The sequence below is a fragment of the Nocardioides sp. CPCC 205120 genome (genome assembly GCF_048654585.1).
Classification (GTDB): Bacteria; Actinomycetota; Actinomycetes; order Propionibacteriales; family Nocardioidaceae; genus Nocardioides.
Genome location: NZ_JBMCYY010000001.1, coordinates 1,314,751 through 1,339,639, shown reverse-complemented (window position 1 = coordinate 1,339,639; position 24,889 = coordinate 1,314,751). Strand labels below are relative to the sequence as shown.

Below are 24,889 nucleotides of genomic sequence, written 5' to 3'. Positions count from 1 at the left end.
ACGGGGGCAGGGGTACCGGAGGGGCCATGGACCTCGCCCTCGCACTGCTCCGCCGCGGGTACCACGCCCTGCCCGCCGAGCGCCGACGCAACGGCGGCGCCGACACCTTCGTCACCCGCATGCTGGGCGGGCGTGCCGTCGTCGTCCGCGGGCGTGCCGGGGCCGAGCTCTTCTACGACACCGACCGCGTGAGTCGCGTGGGCGCCGTGCCGCCGCCCGTGGCCGGCCTCATCTTCGGCCGCGGGGCGCTGCACGGCCTCGACGGCGCCGAGCACGCCGAGCGCAAGGCCCTGTTCCTCGACCTCCTCGACGGCGCCGCCGTGCAGGAGGTCACCGGCGAGGTCACCGCCCTGCTGCGTCCGCGCCTCGACGCCCTCGCGGCCCAGCCCGACGGGGGCGAGGTCGTGCTGTTCGACCTGCTCGTCGAGGCGTACGGCGACGCGGTGCTGCGCTGGGCCGGCGTACCGGGCTCCGCGGAGGAGCGCCGGGTGCTGGCCCGGCGGATGGCCGCCATCGTCGACGGGTTCGGCGGAGCGGGCACGGCGTACGTGCGGGGCTGGCGCGAGCGGCTGCGGCTGAACCGCTGGGCCGCGCGCCTCGTCCGCGAGACCCGCCGCACCGCCTCGGTCGACGCGACGTCGGTGGTCGCCCGGATCGCCGCGACCGACCTCGACGACAGGACCGCCGGCGTCGAGCTGCTCAACGTGCTCCGCCCGACCGTCGCCGTGGCGTGGCCCGCGACCTGGGCGGCGCTGACCCTGGCCGTCGACCGCTCCGCCCGGGCCGCCCTCGTCGGCGACGCCGGCGCCCGGGCCCGGGTGTGCGTCGCGCACGAGTCGCGTCGTGTGCACCCGTTCGTCCCCGCGCTCGCCGGCCGCATCCGCTCCGAGACCGAGCACGACGGCGTGCGGCTGCGCCCGGGCGACCACCTCGTGCTCGACGTGCCCGGCACCGACACCGACCCGGCGTGGTGGGACCGTCCCGAGGAGCTCGACCCCTCCCGGTTCGCCCACGCCGAGCCCGACCCCTACGCCTACGTCCCCCAGGGCGGCGGCCACCCCGACCAGGGCCATCGCTGCCCCGGTGAGCCCCTCACCGTGGCCCTCGTCGCCACGACCCTCGGTGAGCTCGCCCGTCACGACATCACGCCCGTCGACGACCAGCCGGGCCGGACCGACCGGACCCGGATGCCCCGCCGTCCCCACGGCGGGCTGCGACTGCGCGTGCGCACGACCGACCCGTCCGCCTGAACCCCACCGGAAGGCACCGTCACCCCATGGACCCGTCCACGCCCGTCAAGAAGGCCGCGCAGCTCGTGGAGGACGCCGCCGAGGCGCTCACCTCCTCCTCCGACACCGTCCCCGGGGTGCCCTCCAGCACGCCTGCCACGGTCGAGGAGCCGACCACGCCGCACCCGCCCGCCCCGCCGAAGCCCGACCAGCGCGCGCCCGAGCTGCGCACCGCGACGGGCGCCGAGGCGAAGGCCAAGCCCGGTGACCGCCACCAGCAGGGCACCTGGCTGACCACGTCCACCGGTGTCCGCGTGCACGACACCGACCACTCGCTCAAGGCGGGCCGGCGCGGCCCGACGCTGCTGCAGGACCACCACCTGCGCGAGAAGCTCATGCACTTCGACCACGAGCGCATCCCGGAGCGGGTCGTGCACGCGCGCGGCGCGGCGGCCCACGGCCGCTTCGAGGGCTACGGCACCGCGGCGTCGATCTGCCACGCCAGCGTCTTCGACGAGGGCCGCACCACGCCCGTCTTCGTGCGCTTCTCCACCGTGCTGGGCTCCCGCGGCTCGGCCGACACCGTGCGCGACACCCGCGGGTTCGCGACGAAGTTCTACACCGACGAGGGCGTCTGGGACCTGGTCGGCAACAACATCCCGGTGTTCTTCATCCAGGACGGCATCAAGTTCCCCGACGTCGTCCACGCGGCCAAGCCCCACCCGGACCGCGAGATCCCCCAGGCCCAGAGCGCGCACGACACCTTCTGGGACTTCGTCTCGCTCCACACCGAGGCGCAGCACCACACGCTCTGGAACATGTCGGACCGGGGCATCCCGCGCTCGTACCGGATGATGGAGGGCTTCGGCGTCCACACCTTCCGCTGCACGAACGCGGAGGGCGCGACCTCGCTGGTGAAGTTCCACTGGAAGCCCAAGCTGGGCGTCCACTCCCTGACGTGGGAGGAGGCGCAGATGCTCGGCGGCATCGACCCCGACTTCCACCGCCGCGACCTCGCCGACGCCATCGAGGCGGGTGCCCACCCCGAGTGGGAGCTGGGCGTGCAGGTCTTCCCGGACACCCCGGAGCAGATGTTCGAGGGCATCGACCTCCTCGACTCCACCAAGCTCGTGCCGGAGGAGCTCGCCCCGGTGCAGCCCATCGGGCGCCTCGTCCTCGACGCGAACCCGACGAACTTCTTCGCCGAGACCGAGCAGGTCGCCTTCCACACCGGCCACCTCGTGCCCGGCATCGACGCGACGGACGACCCGCTGCTGCAGGCGCGCAACTTCTCCTACCTCGACACGCAGCTCTCGCGGCTCGGCGGGCCGAACTTCAACCAGCTGCCGATCAACCGGACGCACGCGCCGGTCAACGACATGCTGCGCGACGGCTTCCACCAGCACGCCGTGCACGCGGGCGTGGCGCCATACCGCCCGAACTCGCTCGACGGCGGCTGCCCGTTCTCGGCTACCGCCGACCAGAGCGACCCGGCCACCCGGGCGTTCGTCGAGGCCGTCGCCACGGTGGCGGAGGGCGCGAAGGTGCGGGCCCAGCCCGCGTCGTACGACGACCACTTCAGCCAGGCGCGCCAGTTCTGGCTCAGCCTCACCCCGGTGGAGCGCGAGCACGTCGTGCGGGCCTACACCTTCGAGCTCGGCAAGTGCTACGAGGAGGCCGTCAAGGTGCGCCAGCTGCAGTCGCTGGCGCAGATCGACGCCGCGCTGTGCGCCGAGGTCGCCGCCGGCCTCGGGCTGCCGGTCCCGCAGGCCCCGGGCCCGCTGCCCGACGTCGACCCCAGCCCCGCGCTCTCGCAGATCGGCGGCACGTGGCCGCTGGAGGGCCGGATGGTCGGCATCGTCGTCGCCACGGACACCGATCCCGGTCTCGTGACGGCGGTGCAGGAGGCCGTGCGCGCCGAGGGCGCCCTGCCGCTCGTCGTGGGTCCCCACGGCGGGCAGGTCGCGGGCACCACGGCGCAGCGCACCTTCGCCACGACCCGCTCGGTCGAGTTCGACACGGTCGTCCTGCTGGACGCCCCCGCGCCGGCCGCCGACTCCCCGCACGACGAGAAGACGTCGGTGCCGGGCGCCCCTGCGGCGGTCGACCCACGGGTGCTGCTGCTCGTGCAGGAGGCCTACCGCCACGCCAAGGTGATCGCGGCGGTCGGCAACGGCACCGCGGTGCTCGACCTGGCGGGCGTCGCACCGGAGGGCGTCGGCGTCGTCGTCGGCACCGACCCGGCCGAGGTCTGCACCCGGATGTCCGCCGCCGCCCGCGCGCACCGCGTGTGGGAGCGCTTCGGCGTCGTGGGGGTGTGACGTGCTGAGGACCATCTGGGAGGACCGCTCCTCCGCCGAGTCGTCGATCCCGGCGACCGCGCTCGACACGGACACGACGTACGACGCGGTCGTCGTCGGCGGCGGCCTCACCGGCCTGACCACCGCCCTGCTCCTGGCGCGCGGCGGCCAGAAGGTGCTGGTGCTCGAGGCCCGCGAGCTGGGCGGCGGCACCACCGGCCGCAGCACCGCGAAGGTGAGCCTGCTGCAGGGCAGCCAGTTCTCGCGCATCGACCGTCGTCACGGCACCGCGACCCTGCGGTCCTACGCCGCGGCCAACCGCGAGGCGCAGGCGTGGGTCACGGCGTTCGCCGAGGACGCCGGGGTCCTGGTCGAGCACCGCGACGCCTTCACCTACGCCAACGGCGCCCTCGGCGCCCGGGTGCTGCGCCGCGAGCTGGCGGCCGCGCAGAAGGCGGACCTGTCGGTGCGCTGGACCGACGACACCGAGCTGCCGTTCGCGGTGCGGGGCGCCATCCGCCTCGACGACCAGGTGCAGGTCGACCCGGTCGCCCTCGTCGGCGCCCTGTCGCGGCAGTGCCGCGACCTTGGGGTCACGATCGTCGAGCACGCCCGCGTGCAGCGGGTCGGTGACGGCGACCCGGTGCGGGTGGCCGTGCGGGTGCCGGGCGACGACCCCTCGGCCGACCAGCAGGCCGTCGTGCAGGGCCGCCAGGTGGTGCTCGCCACCGGCATGCCGATCCTCGACCGGGGCGCGTTCTTCGCCCGGATGAGCCCGCAGCGCTCCTACAGCATCGCGGTGACCCTGCCGCAGGAGGCGCCGCACGGGATGTACCTCGCGGCCGACATGCCGTCGCGCTCGCTGCGCGACGCCACGCTGCCGGGTGGTCCGCCGACGCTCCTCGTGGGCGGCGAGGGCCACGTGACCGGGCGCAAGCGGCCGACGAGCCAGCGCCTCGACGCGCTGCGGATCTGGGCGATGGACCACTTCCCCGGCGCGCAGGAGACGCACGCGTGGTCGGCGCAGGACTACTCGCCGCACCACGGGCTGCCGTACGCCGGCCCCCTGCTGCCGGGCAACCGCCGCATCCTCGTGGCCGGCGGCTTCTCGAAGTGGGGCATGACGAACGGGGTCGCCGCCGCGCTGGCGATCACGGGCGACGTCCTCGGCAACGCCCCGGCCTGGGCGGGGGCGTACCGCCCGTGGGGCGCGCAGGAGCTGACCGGCCTGCCCGGGGCGGCGTGGATCAACACCGAGGTCGCGGTCGCGATGACCGCGGGCTGGCTCGTTCCGCGGGCGCCGTCGGTCGCGGCCGGCACCGGTGCCTCCGGCAGCAGCGAGGCGCGTCAGCGCTCCCGCCTGTGCGGGCTGGTGCCGGGCAAGGAGGGCTCCGCCGTCTGCACGCACCTGGGCGGGGTGCTCACCTGGAACGACGCCGAGCGCAGCTGGGACTGCCCGCTGCACGGCTCGCGCTTCGAGGAGCGCGGCGAGGTCATCGAGGGTCCGGCCGTCCGGCCCCTCGCGACCCGCGACTGACGGTCCGACCCGCACGCACACCCGTGCCCGGCACCCCTCGGGGTGCCGGGCACGGTGCGTCCGGCCGCCCGTCGTGCGCCTGCCACCTCCGGTTCGACGCGCGTCCGTTCCGAGGGCCCGCGAGCGGGTACCGGGCTGCGGGAGCACCCGTCCCGAGAGCACCTTTCCGCCTTCCCGAGGAGAAGTCATGCGATCTGAAGACGTCAGCGCCCAGCGCGTCAACACCCCGCGGCAGAAGGGCGACCGCTTCCTGCGGACCGTCGCCCTCGTCGTCGGTGGCACGTTCCTGCTCGTGGGGATCCTGGGGTTCGTCCCCGGCGTCACCACCGACTACGACCAGCTCGAGCTCGCCGGGCACGAGAGCGAGGCCAAGCTGCTCGGCCTCTTCCAGGTCTCGATCCTCCACAACATCGTCCACCTGCTGTTCGGCGTGCTCGGCATCGCGGCCGCCAAGCGCCCCCGGGCCGCGGTCACCTACCTGATCGGCGGCGGCCTGGTCTACCTGGTGCTGTGGATCTACGGCCTCAGCGTGGGCCACCACTCGGACGCCAACTTCGTGCCCCTCAACGACGCCGACAACTGGCTGCACCTCGGCCTGGGCGTCGCGATGATCGGCCTCGGCGTCTACGGCTACAAGCGCCTGCGCGGCGGCATCGGCGGCGACGTCCCGATGTGAGCCCGCGCCGGACGCCGTCGGTGACGACGGGCGTCAGGCCACGCCGCGTGAGCGCGGCAGCACCCGCGACCGCCGCGTCGCCCTCCCCGTGGTGGGATCGGGCGGCGCGGCGTTCGCGCACCCGGTGGGAGGAGCACGCGCATGTGGGGCTGGTTGCTGGTGGCGGTCGGCAGCGAGGTCGTGGCGACGCTGTCGCTGCGGCAGTCCGAGGGCTTCTCGCGGCCCGGCTGGTCGCTCGTGGTCGTGCTCGGCTACTGCTCCGCGTTCTACGCCCTGTCGCAGGCACTGGTGGCGGGCATGCCGCTGGGGCAGGCGTACGCCGTGTGGTGCGCGCTCGGGATCGCGACCATCGCCGTGCTCGGCATCGTGCTCTTCGGCGAGACGCTGACGGCGGTGCAGGCCGTCGGGCTGGCGCTCGTCGTCGCCGGCGTCGTGCTGGTCGAGCTGGGCGCCGCGCACCGGTGACCTGCCCGCAGGGGTGACCAGTCGGTGGACGGCGGGGACGCTCGTCCCCCACTAACCGTACTGTCTTAGTCGAGTATCTACGGATTGCACGACCGACCACAGGAGGTACCCGTGACCGTCACCGTCGACCGCCCGTCCACGACCCCGTCCACGACCCCGTCCACGAGCCCGTCACCCGGCCCCGCGGCGCTCCCGCTGCCGGCGCCCGCACTCCCGGACGGCGTCGCGGTCCACCAGGTCGGCGGGCGGCTGGGTGCCCGGATCGAGGGCGTGCGGCTCGGCGGGGACCTGTCCGACGAGGTGGTCGCGGCGGTGCGGGCCGCACTGCTCGAGCACCAGGTGGTCTTCCTGCGCGGTCAGCACCACCTCGACGACGAGGCGCACGCCGCCTTCGCGGAGCGCCTCGGGCCGCTCACCACCGCGCACCCGACGGTCAACACCGGCAGCGCCCGCGTGCTGCGGGTGACGGCGAACAAGGGCATGGCGGCCAACGCGTGGCACACCGACGTCACCTTCGTCGACCGCGTGCCGGCCATCAGCGTGCTGCGGGCGGTGACCCTCCCGCCGTACGGCGGCACGACGGCGTGGGCGAGCACCGTCGCCGCGTACGACGCGATGCCGGCGCCGCTGAAGGCCCTGGCCGGGGGGTTGTGGGCGGTGCACACGAACTCCTACGACTACGCCCAGCTCGACGAGGAGCACGACCAGCCGGACGCGCACTACACGCGCGACGACTTCACCTCGACGCTGTTCGAGACGCGCCACCCGGTGGTGCGCGTGCACCCGGAGACCGGGCGGCGCTCGCTCGTGCTCGGCAACTTCGTGAAGCGCTTCGAGGGGTTCAACGCCTCGGAGTCGCACCAACTGTTCCACCTGCTGCAGGGCCGGGTGACGAAGCTGGAGAACACGGTGCGGTGGACGTGGCAGCCCGGCGACGTGGCGCTCTGGGACAACCGGGCGACGCAGCACTACGCGGTGGCCGACTTCGACGAGCACCCGCGGGAGATGCGTCGCATCACCGTCGCGGGCGACGTGCCGGTCTCCGTCGACGGGCGCCGCTCGGAGGTGCTGGCCGGCGACGCGCGGGCGTACTCGCGGCTCGACGAGCTGGTCTCCTGAGGCACGACGGGGCGCGGGCGCGAGGCGGGGCGGCGCGAGGCGGAGCGGCGCGGCGCGGGAACAGATCAGGGACCTGCGGACTTCTTGAAGACACTTCAATCTTCAAGTGTTTGGATGTCCCCATGACTCAGCACCTGCACCCCCTCGACGCCGGGCTGCCCGCGGCCACGACCCGCACGAGCGTCCGCGTGCCGCTCTCCTTCGCCGACGGTTACGCCACGACCGCCGACGTCGTGACCTTCGACGGCCTCGTCGACGGCCGGGAGCACCTGCTGCTCGGCCTCGGCGACTGGCGGGCGGCGCTCGCCCGCTCCGCCGCGGGCGGGGAGGCGCCGCTGGTGCGCCCGCACAGCGAGTGCCTGACCGGCGACGTGCTGGGGTCGCAGCGCTGCGACTGCGGGCCCCAGCTGCGCGAGGCTGTGGAGCGGATCGCCGCGGTGGGCGGCGTCGTGCTCTACCTGCGGCAGGAGGGGCGGGGCATCGGGCTGTACGCCAAGCTCGACGCCTACGCGCTGCAGGACGCCGGGCTCGACACCTACGAGGCGAACCTGGCGCTGGGGCATGGGGAGGACGAGCGCGACTACCGCGCCGCCGCCCAGATGCTCCGCACCGTCGGCGCCGACCGCATCCGGCTGCTCAGCAACAACCCGGACAAGGCGGCGCAGCTCGCGTCGTACGGCGTCGCGGTGACCGAGCGCGTGCCCACCGGGGTGCACCTGTCGGCGAGCAACGCGCGCTACCTGCTGGCCAAGCGCGACCACACCGCCCACACGATCGACCTGCCCGCGACCGCCTGACCGGGCCCGCGGGGCGTGCGGCGGACCCGCGGCGGGCGTGCGAGCCTGGCCCGGTGGAGACCGTGCAGCTGGGGTGGGCGTTCGGGCTGCTCGTGGCGCTGCTCGCCGTGGCCGCCGCCGCGGCCACCCGGCTCGCGGGGCTGGGGTCGTGGCGGGCGCCGCTGACGGCCACCGCCCGCGCGGCCGCACAGCTCGCGCTCGTCAGCCTCGTCATCACCGCCGCGCTGCACAGCCTGCCCGCGACCGCCGCCTTCGTCGCGACGATGGTGGTGGTCGGCGCCCTGACCTCGGCCCAGCGCGTGGTGGGCGGGCACGGGCGCCACACGGCGTGGTTCGCGCTCCCCATCGCGGTCGGTGCCCTGCCCGTGCTGCTGGCGGTCGTGGCCGCGGGAGTCGTGCCGGCCGAGCCGGTGGCGGTGCTGCCCGTCGCCGGGATCCTCGTCGGCGGCGCGATGTCGGCGACCACCCTCGCCGCCCGTCGTACGGTCGAGGAGCTCACCGACCAGCGCGGCGCCTACGAGGCGGCGCTGTCCCTGGGCCTCCCCCGCCGCGCGGCCGTCGACGTCGTCGGGCGGCCCGCCGCCGCCCTCGCCCTCGTGCCCGGCCTCGACCAGACGCGGACGGTCGGGCTCGTGACGCTGCCCGGAGCGTTCGTCGGGGTGCTGCTCGCGGGCGCCTCACCCGTCCAGGCCGGCGCCGCGCAGCTGCTCGTGCTCGCCGGGCTGCTCGCGGCCCAGACGCTCGCCGCGGCCGCCGCCGTCGAGCTCGTGGCAGCGGGACGCATCCCCGTCGCGGGCGCGCCGCTGCGGGAGTAGGTCGTTCCGGTGGGTGGTGGCGGCGCCGGGCTGGTCGGTGGTCGAGGTGGGTGGCTGCGCTCGGTCCGGTGGTCGGGGTGGCCCGCGCTCGTTCCGGTGGTTGAGGTGGCCGCTCCGCCCCGGTGGTTGAGGTGGTGCGCTGGATCCGGTGGTCGAGGTGGCCGCTCCGCCCCGGTGGTTGAGGTGGCCGCTCCGCCCCGGTGGTTGAGGTGGCCGCTCCGCCCCGGTGGTTGAGGTGGCCGCTCCGCCCCGGTGGTTGAGGTGGCCGCTCCGCCCCGGTGGTTGAGGTGGCCGCTCCGCCCCGGTGGTTGAGGTGGCCGCGTCAGCGGCCCTCGAAACCACACCCGGCTGACCCGGCGGACGGGCGGGCTATCCGTCTGACCTGCGCAAACCTGTTCTGTGGAGAACCGTCGATCGCGGCCGGAAGTGTCGGTGGCCGGTGGTGTGATGGGTCCATGACCGAGACCGCGCTGCACCCCATCGCCGGGGTCGCCGCGCGTCTGCACGGGGACCTCGACGACGGTTTCGACCTCGGCTTTCTGACCCTCGGTGCGGCCGAGACCGGTGCGGCGCTCGTCGAGCTCGAACGGGCGGCGAACCGCCTCGCGGCGCTCCAGTCGAGGCTGCTGGCCCACGCCACCGAGGTGCGGGTCGAGGACGAGACCGGCGCCCCGTCGACCGCGGTGTGGCTCGCGAACGCCACACACGTGACGCGGGCCGAGGCCCACCGCCGCGTCCGAGTCGCGGTCGCCACCCACGAGCGGTACGACGCCCTCGTCGCCGCTTCCACATCCGGCTCCGTGTCGCCCGGCCAGGCCGACGTCATCGTGCGAGCGCTCGAGGACCTCGGAGACGACGTCGACGCCGGCGTCCGGGACGAGGCAGAGAAGGTGCTGGTCGGGTTCGCCGCCGACCACGACGCCAAGGACCTGCGCGTGCTGGGCCGCCGGATCCTCGACATCGTCGCCCCCGCCGTCGGCGAGGCCCGCGAGGCCGAACTGCTGGCGAAGGAAGAGCGCGAAGCCGCCGCGAAGGTCCGGCTGACGATGCGCGAGGACGGGCACGGCTGCGTCCACGGCCGGTTCACCGTGCCGGAGATGCACGGCGCGATGTTCACCAAGATGATCGACGCCATCGCCTCGCCGCGTCGTGACCACCTGCGCGACGACCCCCGCGACGACGCCGCCGACCCCCGACCGGCGTGGGAGAGGCGCGGCCAGGCGTTCGTCGAGCTCATCGAGCGCATGCGTGACGCCGACCTCCCCGACGCCGCCGGCGCGGGCACGACGGTGGTGGTGACCATGTCGGTCGACACCCTCACCGGCGGCCTGGCCGCGGCGTCGCTGGACACCGGTCACCGCATCTCCCCGGGCGAAGCCCGACGGCTGGCCTGCGGCGCTGACCTGGTCCCGGCGGTCTTGGGCACCAAGAGCGAGGTCCTCGACCTGGGTCGCGCCGCGCGGTTCCACAACAAGCCCCAGCGCATCGCACTGATCCTGCGCGACAGGGGCTGCACCGCCGAAGGCTGCGACGCCCCGCCCCAGCGCTGCGAGGCCCACCACGACGACCCCTGGTCACGCGGCGGAAGGACCTCCGTCGAACGGGGCCGGTTGTTGTGCTGGCACCACCACCGCGTCGCGCACGACCCGACGTACCTCACCGAGACGCTCGGCACGGGGAAGCTCAGGTTCACCCGGCGGAACTGATCAGACCTGCGCATCGGACCGTGGTTTCGAGGGCCGCTGGCGCGGCCACCTCAACCACCGGACCAGCACGGCCACCTCAACCACCGGGCACGTGCGCGGCCACCCCCGGTGGTTGAGGTGGGTTGCCCTGGCAACCCCTCGAAACCACGCCCGACGACCGCCGTGGTTTCGAGGGCCGCTGGCGCGGCCACCTCAACCACCGGGCACAGGCGCGGCCACCTCAACCACCGGACCAGCGCGGCCACCCCCGCGGTGGTTGAGGCGGGTTGCCCTGGCAACCCCTCGAAACCACGGCCGCTCCCACGCCCCCGCTCGCACGCCGGGCGGGTGACGGGCTCCTGGGTACCGTCGACGCATGACCGAACTCCGCGCCTTGCAGCTCACCTGCACGCTGAAGAAGTCCCCCTCGCCGTCGAGCTCCGAGGTGCTCGGCCGGCAGGTCCTCGATGCGCTCGGGCAGCACGGCGTGAGCGGCGAGGAGGTGCGGGTCGTCGACCACGACGTGGCGTTCGGCGTGAGCCCCGACGAGGGTGACGGGGACGGCTGGCCGACGATCCGCGCCAAGGTGCAGGCCGCGGACATCCTCGTCATCGCCACCCCGATCTGGATGGGCCAGCCCTCCTCGGTCTGCAAGATGGTGCTCGAGCGGCTCGACGCCGAGCTGTCGGAGACCGACGACGAGGGCCGGCCCGCGATGTTCGGGAAGGTCGCCCTGGTCGCCGTCGTCGGCAACGAGGACGGCGCCCACCACACCACCGCGCAGATCTTCCAGGGGCTCGACGACGTCGGGTTCACGATCCCCGCGCAGGGTGCGACGTACTGGGTGGGCGAGGCCATGCAGGGCACCGACTACCTCGAGCTCGTCGAGACGCCCGAGCCCGTCGCCGGCACCACCAGCACGGCGGCCGCCAACGCGGCCCACCTCGCACGCCTGCTGAAGGCGCAGCCCTACCCCGCACAGGGCTGACGGCCGACGAGCACCACACCGACGCCGCCGCCACGGCCCGCCCGGACCCACCGCCACGGCCCGCCCGGACCCCCCGCCACGGCCCGCCCGGACGCCCCGGCATGGCCCGTTCGGACCCCCGGCATGGTCCGTTCGGACCACGCCGCGCCGACCGTTCGAACCAGCCCGCCGCACCCCGGTCGTGGTGTACTCGAAACAGCCGCGCCGCGCGGCGCGCGGTCCGGGCCGCGACTGCTCTCCGAGGGGGTCCGGATGGCCGACGGTAGGACCGACGCAGGTGAACGCCGGCCGGGGCCCGACCGCACCACCTCCGCGCCGCATGCCCAGCCCGGCCCTGCCCAGCCCGGCCCTGCCCAGCCCGGCCATGCCCAGCCCGGCCCTGCCCAGCCCGGTCAGCCGCACCCGGTCCACCCCCACGACCCGCACGTGCTCGAGGTCGTGGTGCCCGGGGCGGCGGGCGGCACGACGGTCCGCCTCGCCCGCGAGCACCCCTTCACCCCGACCGAGCGGGGCCTCGCGGAACGCCTGGTGGACGGGGTCACCGACGTGACGCTCCAGCCGCAGGCGGCGGCACCGGCCCGGCAGCACGACGTACCCCCGTCGACCCCGGCCGCGGCCCGCGCGCACGACGTGTCGCTGCTCGCCGAGGCGCTCGAGCTGTGCCTCGATCGGCTCGACGACATGGTCGGCGCCTCGACGGAGGACCGGCTCACCGTCGTCGCCCACACGTGCGCGCTCGCCGGCGCCGTCGGCGGCTGGTGGGTCGGCCGGGTGGACGGCCCCGTGGTCTGCGTCATCGCCGAGGGCACCGGGACCCCCCTGCCGACGGGCGGCACGGCGAGCGGCGTCGCCGACGCGGCCGTGCGCCCGCCCCGCATGCTGCCGCTGGCGTCCCTGAGCCGGGTCTCCGGCCTGCTCGACGCCCTCGAGGGCGGCTCGTTCGCCGCCCCGCTGACGCCCTCCCCGTGGCTCGGCGGCACGGTCCCGCCGGCGGGGCCGGGCGGCGTACCGAGCGGCGAGGCGGTCGGCGCGGGCGGCTACGACGACGACGCCCGCCAGTGGCTGGTCGTGCTCCTCGACGGCGGCAGCGTCGAGGTCGCTCCGCTGCGCGTGCTCGTCACCGCGGTCACCCAGGCGGCCCTGGGCGTCCCCCTCCCCCGCCAGGCCTGACCCGGCCCGGGCGGCGGTCGCCCGCGTCCCCTCACGCGCGGCCCATCTCCTCCTCGAGGGCGAGCAGGGCGTTCTCCACGACCTCGGTCGGGGCGGGGTGGATCCAGTACTCGCTGCGCGCCAGCCCCGCCACCGGCAGCCCGTGGGTGATCGCGTGGACGAGCACCTGCACCAGCGACGCGGCCTGCGGGGCGACGACGTGCGCGCCCACGAGCAGCCCGGTCGACCGGTCCCCGAGCAGCTTGACGAAGCCGCCGGGCCCGGCCGGGTCGCGGTCGTCGGGGTCGGCCTGCAGGGCCCACCCGTACGCCGTGTCGGCGAGGTCGTGGCGGGCCACGGCCAGGTCCGCCACCTGCTCGCGGGCCTCCGCCTCGGTCAGCCCCACCGCGGCCACCTGCGGCTCGGTGAAGACGGCGAGGGGCACGTACCGGTGGTCCGAGACCACGAGGTCGTCGGGGTGGAGCAGGTTGTGCGCCACCACCCGGGCGTCCTGGTTGGCGACGTGCTTGAGCGGCTCGTGGCTGCTCGCGTCCCCGAGGGCCCACACGCCCTCGGCGGTGGTGCGCTGGTGCGCGTCGACGACGACGCGGCCCGTGTCGTCGACCTCCACCCCGGCGGCGTCGAGGTCGAGGAGGTCCGCGTTGGTCTCGCGCCCGGTGGCGACGAGCACGAGGTCGGTCTCGAACGTGCTCCCGTCGTCCAGCTCCATCCGCGCCCCGCCCCCGTCGAGCGGTACGGCGCGCTCCAGCCGCGTGCCGAGCCGCACCTCCCACCGGCGCCCGGCGGCGGCGGTGACGGCGCGGGCGACGTCCTCGTCCTGGCTCGCCAGGAGGGTGTCCTCGCTCTCGACCTGCGTGACCTCGACGCCGAGCGCGGCGAAGACCTGGGCGAGCTCGCACCCGACGTACCCCCCGCCGAGCACCGCCATCCGGGCGGGCAGCGCCTCGATGCGCAGGATGGTGTCGCTGGTGTGGTGGGGCACGTCGTGGAGGCCGGGCACGTCGGGCACCACCGGGCGGCTGCCGGTGGCCACGACCACCTGGTCGGCCGTGACCTCCGTCGTCGTGCCGTCCTCGAGGTCGACGACGAGCCGGCGGGGACCGGTGAAGCGCGCGGTGCCGGTGAGCACGTCGACGTGGTCCTGGCCGCGCCGGTGCTCCTCGCCGGAGCGGGCCACGGCGTCGACACGGCCGGCGACCCGGTCGCGCAGCGCGGGCCAGTCCACGCCGTCGTGGCGCGTCCGCAGGCCCAGCGCGGGGCCGCGCAGCGCGGCGCTCGCCACCTCGGCGGCGTGGACGAACATCTTCGACGGGATGCAGCCGCGGTTGACGCAGGTGCCGCCGTACGGGCCCCGCTCGACGATCGCGACCCGCAGGTGGGAGAACCGGTCGTCGACGATCGTGTTGCCCGAGCCGGCGCCGAGCACGACGACGTCGTAGTGGGTCCCCATGCGGTGTCTCCCTTCGCCGGGCCGCGGACGCGCGCCCGCTGTCATGCAACCAGAGGCCCGGGAACGCGGGCCGCGCGCGGGCAGGACCGTCGGTGGCGGTGGCTACCGTGGCCGTCATGGTCCTCCCCGCGGCGCAGCGCGTGCTGGCGGTCCGGCGCATCTACCACGAGCCGGACATCGAGCGCTGGCCGCGCGCGCGCCAGGTGCTGGAGCGGTTCCCCGACGCCGAGCGGGTCGAGGTGCCCAGCCACCAGTCGATCCCCGGGCTCTACGGCAACGCGGGGCAGGTGGAGGACTGGGTGCGCAACAAGCGTGAGGTGCTGGTGCTCGGCGAGAAGCGCAGCCTCGCGGCGCGGCCCAACGGGCGCTCGGCCGACTTCATCGCGCCGTCCACGTCGAACGGCTGCGCCATGGCCTGCAGCTACTGCTACGTGCCGCGCCGCAAGGGCTACGCCAATCCCGTGACGGTGTTCGTCAACATCGAGAAGGTGCTGGGCTACCTGGAGCGGCACGTCGGGCGCCAGGGCCCGAAGCCCGAGCCGAACCAGTGCGACCCCGTCGACTGGGTCTACGACCTGGGCGAGAACGGCGACTGCTCCGTCGACGCCCTGGTGAGCGACAACGTGCGCGACCTCGTCGACCTCTTCGCGCGCCTGCCGGGCGCCAAGGGCAGCTTCGCCACGAAGTTCGTCAACCGCGACCTGCTCGGGTGGGACCCGCGCGGCGGCACGCGGGTGCGTTTCTCCCTCATGCCCCGCGAGACCTCGCGGCGCCTCGACCTGCGCACCACGCCGATCGACGAGCGGATCGCCGCGATCGACGACTTCGTCGAGGCCGGCTACGAGGTGCACCTGAACTTCAGCCCCGTCGTGCTGCACGAGGGCTGGCAGGCCGAGTGGACCGAGCTGTTCCGCCAGCTCGACGACGTCCTCTCCCCCGCCACCAAGCAGCAGCTGGCCTGCGAGGTCATCATGCTCACCCACAACGCCGCGCTTCACGAGGTCAACCTCGGCTGGCACCCGCGGGGCGAGGAGCTGCTGTGGCGCCCCGACCTGCAGGAGGAGAAGCGCAGCCACAGCGGGCAGGTCAACGTGCGTTACCGCGCGGCCTGGAAGGCGCGCTGGGTGCAGCAGTTCACCGACCTCCTCGCGGCCGAGCTGCCGTCCTGCCGCGTGCGCTACGCCTTCTGAGGCCCGTGGCCGCTCGGGGCCCCCGACTACGGTCGCGAGGGGTCCGCACGAGCGGTCCCGCACCCCGCCGAGGAGGACCTGTGTTCCGGAGACGACGACACGTGCCCCGCACCCGCGGGTGGGTACGGCGGCCCGACGGCACCCGCCTCTCCCTGCAGGTCGAGGGGCGACGCGGCGCCCCGGCGCTCCTGCTGCTGCAGGGCCAGGCCAACTCCGACGCCTGGTGGGACCGCCTGCGCGGCGACTTCACCGACGCCTGGCTGACCGTGACCTTCGACTACCGCGGCACGGGCACCACCGAGCTGCCGCCGGGCGGCGAGGAGCGCGGCCCGGCCTGGTCGACGGCCGGGTTCGCCGAGGACGCGGCGGCCGTGCTCGCGGCCGTGGGCCGGGACGCGGCCGACGTCTACGGCACCTCGATGGGCGGTCGGGTCGCGCAGGAGCTGGCCCTCGCCCGGCCCGACCTCGTGCGCCGTGTCGTCGTGGCCTGCACGTCGACGGGCGGCGCTCCGGCGGTCCACCGGGACCGCGACGTGGGCATGCTGCTCGCCGGGCCCGACGACGAGGAGCGGCAGCGCGGGCTGGTCGACCTCTTCTACACACCGGCGTGGACGCGGGCCCACGGCGGGTACGACGGGGTGCCCCGCGACCTGCTGGGGGACCCGTCGATGACCGTCGAGGCGGCGCGGCGCCACCTCGAGACGAGCTCCGACCACGACGCGGCGGACCGCCTCGGCGGGCTGACGGCCCCCACCCTCGTGCTGCACGGCACCGACGACCTGATGGTGCCGGCCGCGAACGCCGACGTCGTCGCCGGCCTGCTGCCGGACGCCCGCACCCGGCTCGTCCAGGGCGGGCGCCACGGCTTCTTCGACGAGCACCGCGACCTCGTCGTCCCGTGGGTGCGGGAGTTCCTCACCGGGTGAGCCGGCGGGCCGGCCTCGGCCCGCTGGCCGGCCGCCCGGTCGGTCAGTCGGTCAGTCGGTCAGTCGGTCAGTCGGTCTCGGGGCGGGCGTGCAGCACCATGAGCGCGACGTCGTCGTCCCCGGCCGGCAGCTCGAGCATCGTGGCGAGCAGGTGGTCGCACAGCTCCTCCGCGTCCAGGTGCTGCTGCCCGCTGACGGCGGAGCGGAGGTGCTCGAAGCTGGCGTCGAGGGGCACGCCGCGGCGCTCGACGAGGCCGTCGGTGTAGAGCACGACCTTGGAGTCCGGCACGAGCTCGACCTCGACGTCGGTGCGCTCCGTGGTCGGCTGGACGCCGAGGATGATCTCCCCCGCCTCGTCGAGCAGCACCGCCGTGCCGTCCGGCTGCAGCAGCACCGGCGGCGGGTGGCCGGCCCGCGACCACCGCAGGATCCGGCGGCCGGCGGCCGCGTCGGCCTCGGTCTGCTCCACCCGCGCCACGATGGCGGTTGCGATCGTCGCCACCCCCAGGCTGGCGAAGGCCCGGTCCAGGCCCTCCAGCACCCGCGCCGGGCTGTCGCCCGTGGCGATCGCGATGCCGCGCGTCAGGTTGCGCGCCTGCGCCATCGTCGCGGCCGCGGCCAGGTCGTGCCCGGCGACGTCGCCGATGGCGAGCATGAGGGCGCCGTCGCTCTGCTGGAACGCGTCGTGCCAGTCCCCGCCGATCTGCGCGACGTCCGCCGCCGGCACGTAGCGCACGGCCACCTGCAGGTGGTCGGGCTGCATCGGGGGCGTGAGCAGCGCCTGCTGCAGGGCGATCGACATGTCGCGCTGCGCCGTGGCCACGCGGCGCTCCGACTCCAGCAGGTCGATGCGCGTCAGCGCCTGGTTGAGCGAGGCGGCGATGAGGCGCAGGAAGTAGCGGTAGTCGTGGTCGAACGGCAGCTGGTCGCTGACGGAGCAGACGAGGACGGGCGCGGGCAGGCCGGGCCGGGTCGACAGGTCGAGGCGCTGCCAGACGACCTTGCCCGCCTCGGTGTCCTCGACGTACAGGGTGAGGTCGTTGATCGTCACGCCCGGCGCGGCAGGCAGGGCCGGGGCGGTGGCGCCGGAGTGCGGGATCGGCGCGTCCTCCTCGAGACCGGGGATGCGGATGTCCACGGCGGGCAGGTCGCGCACCTGGTCGCGCAGCAGGTAGAGGGACAGCCGGCGCAGGTCGGCCTTCGTCTCGACCGTGGCGAGCACGTCGGAGAGCCGGCTCAGCAGCTCGAGGCGCCGCTGCGAGATGACGTGCCGGGTCGTCTCGGCCGCGATGTCGAGCACACCCTCGATGGTGTCGTCCTCCGCCACCACGGGCGAGTAGGAGAACGTGAAGTAGCACTCCTCGAGGAAGCCGTGCCGGTGCAGCGGCACGAGCGCGTCCTCCGTCCAGGTGGCCCCGCGCCCGTCCAGGGCGCCCCGCATCAGCGGCCCGATCTGGTCCCAGGCCTCCCAGAACACCTCGGCGGCGGGCGACCCCAGGGCCGAGGGGTGCTTCTCGCCGATCATCTCGATGTAGGCGTCGTTGTAGACCAGGACGAACTCCGGGCCCCACATGAGCACGGCGGGGAAGCGGGTGCGCAGGACGGTCCGCACCGCGCTGCGCAGTGCCGGGGACCACTGCTCCGGCGCACCCACGGCCGTGGCGGCCCAGTCGACGCCCGCGTACACCTCGCGCAGACCCGCGCTCGCGCCCTCCCACCGTTCCACCCGCTGAACCTACCCCGTTCGCGCGCCCGCGGTGGTCCCGGGCGCGCGGCACGGTAAGGTGCCGGAGCGGTGGAGCAGACGCCGCACCCTGCCCACCACCAGGCGGTCGACGACCCATGCCGTCCCTCCCCGCCCCGATCGCCGCGACGTCCGCCGGCCCGGGGCCCGACTTCGAGGGTGCGCTCGAGCACGTGCGCACCCTCATGGGCGCGCAGACGGCAACCCTGCTCCTCCTCGACGAGGCATCCGGCAAGCTCCGCACTGCCGCCTCCCTCGGCTTCGGCCGCCGGTGGCGCACGGCGTCGTACGTCTCCCTCGGCCAGGGCTTCGCGGGCCGCGTCGCCGCCACGCGCAGGCCCGTCGCCGTCGACCGCGCGGCGGGCGACCCGGTGGTGAACCCGGTGCTGAAGTACAGCGAGGTGACGAGCCTGCTCGGCGTCCCCGTGCTCTCGGGCGAAGAGCTCCTCGGGGTGCTGCACGTGGGCTTCCACGCCCGCCGGACGTTCAGCGCGCAGGACGTCGCCGACCTCGAGCTGGCCGCGGCCAGCATCTCCCGCACCGTGCTGTCGACCTCCGAGCACGACGCCCACCTCGCGTCGCTGGTGCTGCAGCGCAGCCTCCTGCCCACGCTGCGCGACGTCGACGGCCTCGAGCTGGCTGCCCGCTACCTGCCGGCGGACGGCGACTTCGGTGGCGACTGGTACGACGTGTTCTCCCTCCCCGACGGGCGGCTCGGCCTCGTCATGGGTGACGTCGTCGGGCACGGCCTGCAGGCCGCCGTCGTCATGAGCCGGCTCCGCAGCGCCCTGCGGGCCTACGCCCTCGACGAGGACGACCCGGCCGCCGTGCTGACGCGGCTCGACCGGATGCTGTGCCACTTCGAGCCCGGCATGACGGCGACCGTCGTGTACGCCGTCACCGAGCCGCCGTTCGACCACCTCGTCGTCAGCAGCGCGGGCCACCTCCCCCCGGTGGGCGCCTCCCCGGGCGCCGCGGCTGCGCCCGTCGACGTCGAGTCCGACACCCTCCTGGGCCTCGACCCCGCGACGCCCCGCACGACCACGGCGGTGGCGCTCGCTCCGGGCGGCGCGCTCGCGTTCTTCACCGACGGCCTCGTGGAGATACGCACGCCCGGCACCGAGGGCGACGACCCGTACTGGACCCAGCTCGCGCGGATCTGCCGGGGGTTCTCCGCCGACGAGCACCCCGAGGTGGCCTGCAGCCGCATCCTCGCCGAGGCCCTCGGCGACGAGGTCACCGAGGACGACGTCGCCCTCCTGGTCGTCCGCCGCCCCCACGTGCGCTGAGCGCGCCCCCGCGCAGCGCGCCCCACCGGTCGGGCCCGGCATCCGGGGAGGGTGGTCCCGATCACACCACCCGGACCCATCCGCCCGGCCCACGGCGACGAACACCACGGGTCCCCCGCAACCCCCGGGGGCCGCCGTGCCACGTCCAGGAGCCCCACCATCCTTCCCACCGACCTGCTGCAGGCGGGCCTCTCCACCCTCGACGCGTTGTCCCGCGCCCCCGTGGAGGAACGCCTGGAGGCCGTCCTCGACCTGCTCCACGCCCCCTGCTCCGACGCCCCGGCGACCGTGCGCGGCTGGTGGCTGGCCGACCATGCGGACGGCACGACCCGGGTACGGCGCTCCCGCGGCTCCGCGTGCCTGCCCGTCCCCTCCGTCGTGCGCGGGTGCGGCGCCCTCGCGGCGGCCGCCGAGGGCCGCGCCTCCGTGCTCGACCCGGCAGCCGTCGCCCGCCTCGTCGCCCGGCGCGCGCGCACCGGGGGCGTCGGCGGCGCCGGCGGCCTCCTCGTGGAGCACCCACGTCTCCTGGTGAGCGGCGGCTTCGACGTCGACGCCCGCAGCTGGGTGACGGCGGTGGCGGTGGGTGGGCCGCCGAGCGGTACGGCGGTGCTGGAGCTGCTGCACGCCGCGCTCGTGCAGGCCGCGCTCGGGTTCCCCCGCGCACCCGTGGGGTGAGGTGGGCCCGCTGCGGGGCGGGGGTCAGCGCTGGATGCAGGCGGTGACGACGGTGGAGTCGCCGCGGTCGACGGCCCAGTCGTCGCAGATGACGTCGACCATCATGAGGCCCCGCCCGCGGGTGGAGGCCTCCTCGTGCTCGGGCTCGACGAACGCCGGGCCGGTGCCGGCGTCGACGACGCGGAGCACGACGTGCCGGGAGGTGAAGCCCCAGGCCATGCGGATGGTGCCGAGCACGCCGGGGCGCCCGTGGTCGACCGCGTTGACGACGAGCTCGCCGGCGACGATCAGCACGTCGTCGACCACGTGCTCGGGCAGCCCGCGCTCGGCGAGCGCCGTGCGCAGGTTGCGGCGGGCCTCCCCGCCGGCCTCCGGGCCGTGCGGCAGGTCCACGTGGCTCCACCGGGCACGGAGCTGCCGGACGCACTCCGCCACGGCCGCGCGGGCAGAGCCCACCGACCGGACCTCGCTGGTCCCCGCACTCACGTCAGCACCCGGTAGGGGATCTTGCACACCTCCAGGACGCGGTGCGGCACGGTGCGCTCGACGACGCCCAGCACCAGGGACGTGCCGTTCCGTGTCGCCTCCGCGGCGGCCCGGGCGAGTGCCCCGACGATGCTGCTGGGGAGGAACGTGACGGCACTCAGGTCGACGAGGAGGTCGTGGCGGAAACCGTGGCTCGACTCGTCGAGCACCTCGATCAGCTGCTCCTGCTCGTGGGCCTCGACGTCGCCGACGAGGGCGACGCGGCCGTCCACGGCTTCGGCGACGAAGGGGGGTGCACCCATGGGCACACAGTACGCCCCCGGCCCCGTCGTCCGCGCGCGCACTCCCCAGGCCGCGTGACGGTCCGCGACCGGTCGGGGTCGTGGGACGGTCTCGGGACCCACGGCACGCCGGGCCATCGGTCATGATGTCCCCCGGCGTCGCCCCCATCCCCCGTCGAGGCGGCACCGAACGAGGACGGGACGTGCAGGAGGTAGGTCGATGAGGGGTGACGAGGCGCGCACGCTGGCCGCCCTCAGCCGCGAGCTGAACCGGGGTGCCCCGGACACCGGCGACACCGCCGTCCGCATCTGCGAGCTCGCCGCCGAGCACGTGCCCGGCTGCGACCACGCGAGCATCACCCTGCGTCGCGGACGCGGTCGTCTCCACACCGCCGCCGGCTCCTCCGACCTCGCCCACGAGCTCGACCAGGCGCAGTACGACGCGGACGAGGGCCCCTGCGCCGACGCCTCGCGCGACGGGACGTTGCAGCACGCCAACGACCTGCGCGCGGCGGCGGAGCGGTGGCCCAGGTGGGCACCCGCGGCGGCCGCGGCGGGCTGCGGATCCGTCCTGGCCGTGCCCCTGGTCGACCAGGAGGACGCGGTCATGGGGGCCATCAACTTCTACTCGCACCGCTCGGGCGTGTGGGACACGGAGGCGCGCGAGCTCGCGTACCTCTACGCCACGCACGCGGCGCTGGCGCTCAACGCCGTGCAGGTCACCAGCGGGCTGCGCACGGCGATGACGAACCGCCACCAGATCGGGGTGGCCCAGGGCATCCTCATGCAGCGCTACGGGCTGAGCCTCGACCAGGCGTTCAGCCTGCTCCAGCGGCGCTCGCAGGAGACGAACACCAAGCTGTCCGAGATCGCCGCGCGGATCGTCGAGGACCCCGAGGGCGAGGGCCCGGGCCCCGCCCTGGGGCAGCAGACCCGCCGTACCAGGGGAGCGTCGGTCCCGGGCCCGCGGCGCGCGGACGACGGTGACCGTGCCGGCCGCTGAGGCAGCCGCGTCCCGTCCACGTTCTGGGAGGGATGTCCGCCCCACGAGTCACAACCAGTCGGCGGGGTACCGGAGCCCGCGACCTGATGGACGACGCCCGAGAGAGGATGGATGACGTGACGAGCGACAGCCCGGTGCAGCTGGCGGCCTGGCGCTCCGTCGACCTCCCGCACGACGACGAGGCCGTCCGCGCGACGCGCGAGCTGCTGCGCGACGTCCTCGGCCCCGACGGCGCCGACCTCCCGCCGAGCACGGTGACGGACACGGTCATCGTCGCGGGCGAGCTCGTGCTCAACGCCGTCGACCACGGGATGCCCGGCACGACGGGCATGATCGAGTTCTCGTGGAGGCTCACCCGCCAGCACGTGGTGATCCGCGTCGTCGACGCGGGGGTGGGGCCCGAGATCGTCCGCGGCATCGGGAGCGACGACTCGCTGCGCGGCCGCGGCCTCGTGCTGGTCGACGCGCTCGCCGACAGCTGGAGCGCCGACCGCACGGGCCGCACGACGGTGACGGCCCGCATCCCGCGGGAGCGCGGCGCCCTCGGCGCCCCCCGCTGACCCCAACCGCCGCACTCGCGTCGCCGCACCCCACCGCGCCCCGCCGGACCGCGAGCCGGGCACGGCGCGCGGCCTCAGGCGCCGACGTACTCCGCGAGGTGCCGCCCGGTCAGCGTCGACCGCGCCGCCACGAGGTCGGCGGGCGTGCCCTCGAAGACGACGCGGCCGCCGTCGTGGCCGGCGCCCGGACCGAGGTCGATGATCCAGTCGGCGTGCGCCATCACCGCCTGGTGGTGCTCGATGACGATCACGCTGCGCCCGGCGTCGACGAGGCGGTCGAGCAGCCCCAGCAGCTGCTCCACGTCGGCGAGGTGCAGGCCCGTCGTCGGCTCGTCGAGGACGAAGGTGCCGCCCTCCTCCCCCATCCGTGTCGCCAGCTTGATGCGCTGGCGCTCGCCGCCCGACAGCGTGCTCAGCGGCTGCCCGAGCGTGAGGTAGCCCAGCCCCACGTCGGCGAGGTGGGTGAGGATGCGGTGGGCGGCCGGCAGGCGGGCGTCGCCCTCGCGGAAGAACGCCTCCGCCTCGGTCACCGGCAGGGCCAGCACGTCGGCGATGTTGCGGCCGCCCAGCTCGTGCTCCAGCACCTCGGCGGAGAAGCGCCGCCCCTCGCAGACCTCGCAGGGCGACGACACCGTGGCCATCGGGCCCAGGTCGGTGTAGATCACGCCCGCCCCGTTGCAGGCCGGGCACGCGCCCTCGGAGTTGGCGCTGAAGAGCGCCGGCTTCACCCCGTTCGCCTTCGCGAAGGCCTTGCGGATCGGCTCGAGCAGCCCCGTGTACGTCGCGGGGTTGCTGCGCCGCGACCCCTTGATGGCGCCCTGGTCGAGCACCACGACGCCGTCGCGTCCCGCCACCGAGCCGTGGACGAGCGAGCTCTTGCCGGACCCGGCGACGCCCGTGACGACGGTGAGCACGCCCAGCGGCACGTCCACGTCGACCGAGCGCAGGTTGTGGGCGCAGGCGCCACGGACCTCGAGCCGGCCCGTCGGGGTGCGGACCGACTCCTTGAGCCTGACGCGGTCGTCGAGGTGGCGGCCGGTCAGCGTGCCGCTGGCGCGCAGTCCCTCGACCGTGCCCTCGAACACGATGTGCCCGCCGCCCGAGCCCGCCGCGGGGCCGAGGTCGACGACGTGGTCGGCGATGGCGATGGTCTCCGGCTTGTGCTCGACCACGAGGACGGTGTTGCCCTTGTCCCGCAGCTGGAGCAGCAGCTCGTTCATGCTCTGGATGTCGTGCGGGTGCAGGCCGATCGTGGGCTCGTCGAAGACGTAGGTCACGTCGGTGAGCGACGAGCCGAGGTGGCGGATCATCTTGGTGCGCTGCGCCTCCCCGCCGGACAGCGTGCCGGCCGGGCGGTCGAGCGAGAGGTAGCCCAGGCCGATGGCCACGAACGAGTCGAGGGTGTCGCCGAGCGCCCCGAGCAGCGGCGCGACGGACGGCTCGTCGAGGCCGCGCACCCACGCCGCCAGGTCGCTGATCTGCATCGCGCACGCGTCGGCGATGCTCACGCCCCCGATGAGCGACGAGCGGGCCTCCTCGGTGAGCCGGGTGCCGGCGCACGCCGGGCACGTCGTGAAGGTGACGGCGCGGTCGACGAAGGCCCGCACGTGGGGCTGCATGGCCTCGCGGTCCTTCGACAGGAACGACTTGCGGATCTGCGGGACCAGCCCGAGGTAGGTCAGGTTGATGCCGTCGACCTTGATCTTGGTCGCCTCCTTGTGAAGGAGGTCGTCGAGCTCGCGGTCGGTGAACTCGGCGATCGGCTTGGTGGTGTCGAACCAGCCGCAGCCCCGCAGGATGCGGCCCTGCCAGCCGTCCATCGAGTAGCCCGGGATGGTCAGCGCGCCCTCGTCGAGGGACTTCGACGCGTCGTACAACGCCGACAGGTCGATGTCGTTGACCTGCCCGCGGCCCTCGCAGCCCGGGCACATCCCGCCGAGCACGCTGAAGCTGCGGCGCTCCTTCGTCTCGCGGCCGCCCTTGGTGGTCGTGATCGCGCCGGCGCCGCTGACGGAGGCGACGTTGAAGGAGAACGCCTGCGGCGGGCCGACGTGGGGGCGGCCCAGGCGGCTGAAGAGGATGCGGAGCATCGCGTTCGCGTCCGTGGCCGTGCCCACCGTGGAGCGCGGGTTCGCGCCCATCCGCTCCTGGTCCACGATGATCGCGGTCGTCAGGCCCTCGAGCACGTCGACGTCGGGCCGGGTCTGGCTGGGCATGAAGCCCTGCACGAACGAGCTGTAGGTCTCGTTGATCATCCGCTGCGACTCCGCGGCGATGGTCGCGAAGACCAGGGAGCTCTTGCCCGAGCCCGAGACGCCCGTGAAGACCGTGAGGCGCCGCTTGGGCAGCTCGACGTGCACGTCCCTCAGGTTGTTCTCCCGCGCGCCGACGACCCGGATCAGGTCGTGGGTGTCGGCCGGGTGGGGCGTGGCGGTGGGCGTGCTCGCGCTCATGTCTCTCCTCGGTGCGGCGGTCCGGGGAGCAGTATGTCGGCCCCCGCCGAC

At 74.8% G+C, this 24,889-nt stretch carries 22 protein-coding genes; 17 read left to right on the top strand and 5 right to left on the bottom strand.

The genetic code is table 11. The features are described 5' to 3' along the window. Window positions 1-26 precede the first annotated feature (26 nt). The 11 genes from ACOACO_RS06255 to ACOACO_RS06205 all read left to right on the top strand — a co-directional run bounded on the left by ACOACO_RS06255 (window position 27) and on the right by ACOACO_RS06205 (window position 12,781). Window positions 27-1,250, top strand: coding sequence for a cytochrome P450 (locus ACOACO_RS06255; RefSeq protein ID WP_420295378.1), 1,224 nt, complete (start codon window positions 27-29; stop codon window positions 1,248-1,250). Between the two features lie 26 nt (window positions 1,251-1,276). Then, window positions 1,277-3,550 (top strand): catalase, encoded by a 2,274-nt coding sequence (locus tag ACOACO_RS06250; protein ID WP_420295377.1) that lies wholly within the window; start codon window positions 1,277-1,279, stop codon window positions 3,548-3,550. A gap of 1 nt (window position 3,551) precedes the next feature. Next, complete coding sequence (locus ACOACO_RS06245) at window positions 3,552-5,066, top strand: FAD-dependent oxidoreductase (RefSeq protein WP_420295376.1); 1,515 nt, start codon at window positions 3,552-3,554, stop codon at window positions 5,064-5,066. Between the two features lie 187 nt (window positions 5,067-5,253). Next, window positions 5,254-5,742: a DUF4383 domain-containing protein gene (locus ACOACO_RS06240; RefSeq protein ID WP_420295375.1), complete on the top strand. Its 489-nt coding sequence runs from the start codon at window positions 5,254-5,256 to the stop codon at window positions 5,740-5,742. Between the two features lie 141 nt (window positions 5,743-5,883). Further along, entirely contained in the window at window positions 5,884-6,207 is a 324-nt protein-coding gene (locus ACOACO_RS06235; protein WP_420295374.1) for a DMT family transporter, read from the top strand. Between the two features lie 111 nt (window positions 6,208-6,318). Next, window positions 6,319-7,326: a TauD/TfdA dioxygenase family protein gene (locus ACOACO_RS06230; RefSeq protein ID WP_420295373.1), complete on the top strand. Its 1,008-nt coding sequence runs from the start codon at window positions 6,319-6,321 to the stop codon at window positions 7,324-7,326. 122 nt (window positions 7,327-7,448) lie between these two features. Then, complete coding sequence (locus ACOACO_RS06225) at window positions 7,449-8,123, top strand: GTP cyclohydrolase II (RefSeq protein ID WP_420295372.1); 675 nt, start codon at window positions 7,449-7,451, stop codon at window positions 8,121-8,123. Window positions 8,124-8,176: 53 nt separating this feature from the next. Continuing rightward, a complete protein-coding gene (locus ACOACO_RS06220) occupies window positions 8,177-8,938 on the top strand; it encodes an ABC transporter permease (protein WP_420295371.1) in 762 nt (253 codons plus the stop codon). Between the two features lie 455 nt (window positions 8,939-9,393). Continuing rightward, window positions 9,394-10,644 (top strand): DUF222 domain-containing protein, encoded by a 1,251-nt coding sequence (locus tag ACOACO_RS06215; RefSeq protein WP_420295370.1) that lies wholly within the window; start codon window positions 9,394-9,396, stop codon window positions 10,642-10,644. Window positions 10,645-10,999: 355 nt separating this feature from the next. Continuing rightward, window positions 11,000-11,611: a flavodoxin family protein gene (locus tag ACOACO_RS06210; protein WP_420295369.1), complete on the top strand. Its 612-nt coding sequence runs from the start codon at window positions 11,000-11,002 to the stop codon at window positions 11,609-11,611. A 426-nt stretch (window positions 11,612-12,037) separates the two neighbouring features. After that, window positions 12,038-12,781: a hypothetical protein gene (locus ACOACO_RS06205; protein WP_420295368.1), complete on the top strand. Its 744-nt coding sequence runs from the start codon at window positions 12,038-12,040 to the stop codon at window positions 12,779-12,781. A gap of 31 nt (window positions 12,782-12,812) precedes the next feature. Here the strand turns inward: ACOACO_RS06205 and ACOACO_RS06200 are convergent, their stop codons facing one another. Beyond that, window positions 12,813-14,231: a mycothione reductase gene (locus ACOACO_RS06200; protein ID WP_420295367.1), complete on the bottom strand. Its 1,419-nt coding sequence runs from the start codon at window positions 14,229-14,231 to the stop codon at window positions 12,813-12,815. 116 nt (window positions 14,232-14,347) lie between these two features. Here ACOACO_RS06200 and ACOACO_RS06195 point away from each other — a divergent pair, with 116 nt between their 5' ends. Beyond that, on the top strand, window positions 14,348-15,421 hold the full coding sequence (locus tag ACOACO_RS06195; protein WP_420295366.1) for a spore photoproduct lyase family protein: 1,074 nt from the start codon (window positions 14,348-14,350) through the stop codon (window positions 15,419-15,421). Window positions 15,422-15,522: 101 nt separating this feature from the next. Continuing rightward, window positions 15,523-16,347: an alpha/beta fold hydrolase gene (locus tag ACOACO_RS06190; RefSeq protein ID WP_420295365.1), complete on the top strand. Its 825-nt coding sequence runs from the start codon at window positions 15,523-15,525 to the stop codon at window positions 16,345-16,347. A 67-nt stretch (window positions 16,348-16,414) separates the two neighbouring features. Here ACOACO_RS06190 and ACOACO_RS06185 read toward each other — a convergent pair whose 3' ends face one another. Next, window positions 16,415-18,073 (bottom strand): SpoIIE family protein phosphatase, encoded by a 1,659-nt coding sequence (locus tag ACOACO_RS06185; RefSeq protein WP_420295364.1) that lies wholly within the window; start codon window positions 18,071-18,073, stop codon window positions 16,415-16,417. A gap of 116 nt (window positions 18,074-18,189) precedes the next feature. Between ACOACO_RS06185 and ACOACO_RS06180 the strand changes: the two genes are divergently transcribed. Continuing rightward, window positions 18,190-19,380 carry a PP2C family protein-serine/threonine phosphatase gene (locus ACOACO_RS06180; protein ID WP_420295363.1) on the top strand — a complete coding sequence of 397 codons (1,191 nt, stop codon included), beginning with the start codon at window positions 18,190-18,192 and terminating at the stop codon, window positions 19,378-19,380. Window positions 19,381-19,587: 207 nt separating this feature from the next. Further along, on the top strand, window positions 19,588-20,055 hold the full coding sequence (locus ACOACO_RS06175; RefSeq protein WP_420295362.1) for a hypothetical protein: 468 nt from the start codon (window positions 19,588-19,590) through the stop codon (window positions 20,053-20,055). Between the two features lie 24 nt (window positions 20,056-20,079). Here ACOACO_RS06175 and ACOACO_RS06170 read toward each other — a convergent pair whose 3' ends face one another. After that, window positions 20,080-20,448, bottom strand: coding sequence for an ATP-binding protein (locus ACOACO_RS06170; RefSeq protein WP_420295361.1), 369 nt, complete (start codon window positions 20,446-20,448; stop codon window positions 20,080-20,082). 89 nt (window positions 20,449-20,537) lie between these two features. Continuing rightward, entirely contained in the window at window positions 20,538-20,843 is a 306-nt protein-coding gene (locus ACOACO_RS06165) for an STAS domain-containing protein (RefSeq protein ID WP_420295360.1), read from the bottom strand. A gap of 199 nt (window positions 20,844-21,042) precedes the next feature. Between ACOACO_RS06165 and ACOACO_RS06160 the strand changes: the two genes are divergently transcribed. Both ACOACO_RS06160 and ACOACO_RS06155 read left to right on the top strand, forming a co-directional pair. Next, a complete protein-coding gene (locus tag ACOACO_RS06160; protein WP_420295359.1) occupies window positions 21,043-21,825 on the top strand; it encodes a GAF and ANTAR domain-containing protein in 783 nt (260 codons plus the stop codon). Between the two features lie 116 nt (window positions 21,826-21,941). Continuing rightward, window positions 21,942-22,385 carry an ATP-binding protein gene (locus ACOACO_RS06155; protein ID WP_420295358.1) on the top strand — a complete coding sequence of 148 codons (444 nt, stop codon included), beginning with the start codon at window positions 21,942-21,944 and terminating at the stop codon, window positions 22,383-22,385. Window positions 22,386-22,459: 74 nt separating this feature from the next. Here the strand turns inward: ACOACO_RS06155 and ACOACO_RS06150 are convergent, their stop codons facing one another. Then, window positions 22,460-24,838: an ATP-binding cassette domain-containing protein gene (locus ACOACO_RS06150; protein WP_420295357.1), complete on the bottom strand. Its 2,379-nt coding sequence runs from the start codon at window positions 24,836-24,838 to the stop codon at window positions 22,460-22,462. Between the last annotated feature and the right edge of the window lie 51 nt (window positions 24,839-24,889).

What these genes read in the sequence shown, in the direction of transcription:
- ACOACO_RS06255 (WP_420295378.1), top strand. Translation starts at nt 27, where the DNA reads ATGGACCTCGCCCTCGCACTGCTCCGCCGCGGGTACCACGCCCTGCCC.
- ACOACO_RS06250 (WP_420295377.1), top strand. Translation starts at nt 1,277, where the DNA reads ATGGACCCGTCCACGCCCGTCAAGAAGGCCGCGCAGCTCGTGGAGGAC.
- ACOACO_RS06240 (WP_420295375.1), top strand. Translation starts at nt 5,254, where the DNA reads ATGCGATCTGAAGACGTCAGCGCCCAGCGCGTCAACACCCCGCGGCAG.
- ACOACO_RS06235 (WP_420295374.1), top strand. Translation starts at nt 5,884, where the DNA reads ATGTGGGGCTGGTTGCTGGTGGCGGTCGGCAGCGAGGTCGTGGCGACG.
- ACOACO_RS06225 (WP_420295372.1), top strand. Translation starts at nt 7,449, where the DNA reads ATGACTCAGCACCTGCACCCCCTCGACGCCGGGCTGCCCGCGGCCACG.
- ACOACO_RS06215 (WP_420295370.1), top strand. Translation starts at nt 9,394, where the DNA reads ATGACCGAGACCGCGCTGCACCCCATCGCCGGGGTCGCCGCGCGTCTG.
- ACOACO_RS06210 (WP_420295369.1), top strand. Translation starts at nt 11,000, where the DNA reads ATGACCGAACTCCGCGCCTTGCAGCTCACCTGCACGCTGAAGAAGTCC.
- ACOACO_RS06200 (WP_420295367.1), bottom strand. Translation starts at nt 14,231, where the DNA reads ATGGGGACCCACTACGACGTCGTCGTGCTCGGCGCCGGCTCGGGCAAC.
- ACOACO_RS06195 (WP_420295366.1), top strand. Translation starts at nt 14,348, where the DNA reads ATGGTCCTCCCCGCGGCGCAGCGCGTGCTGGCGGTCCGGCGCATCTAC.
- ACOACO_RS06180 (WP_420295363.1), top strand. Translation starts at nt 18,190, where the DNA reads ATGCCGTCCCTCCCCGCCCCGATCGCCGCGACGTCCGCCGGCCCGGGG.
- ACOACO_RS06165 (WP_420295360.1), bottom strand. Translation starts at nt 20,843, where the DNA reads ATGGGTGCACCCCCCTTCGTCGCCGAAGCCGTGGACGGCCGCGTCGCC.
- ACOACO_RS06160 (WP_420295359.1), top strand. Translation starts at nt 21,043, where the DNA reads ATGAGGGGTGACGAGGCGCGCACGCTGGCCGCCCTCAGCCGCGAGCTG.
- ACOACO_RS06150 (WP_420295357.1), bottom strand. Translation starts at nt 24,838, where the DNA reads ATGAGCGCGAGCACGCCCACCGCCACGCCCCACCCGGCCGACACCCAC.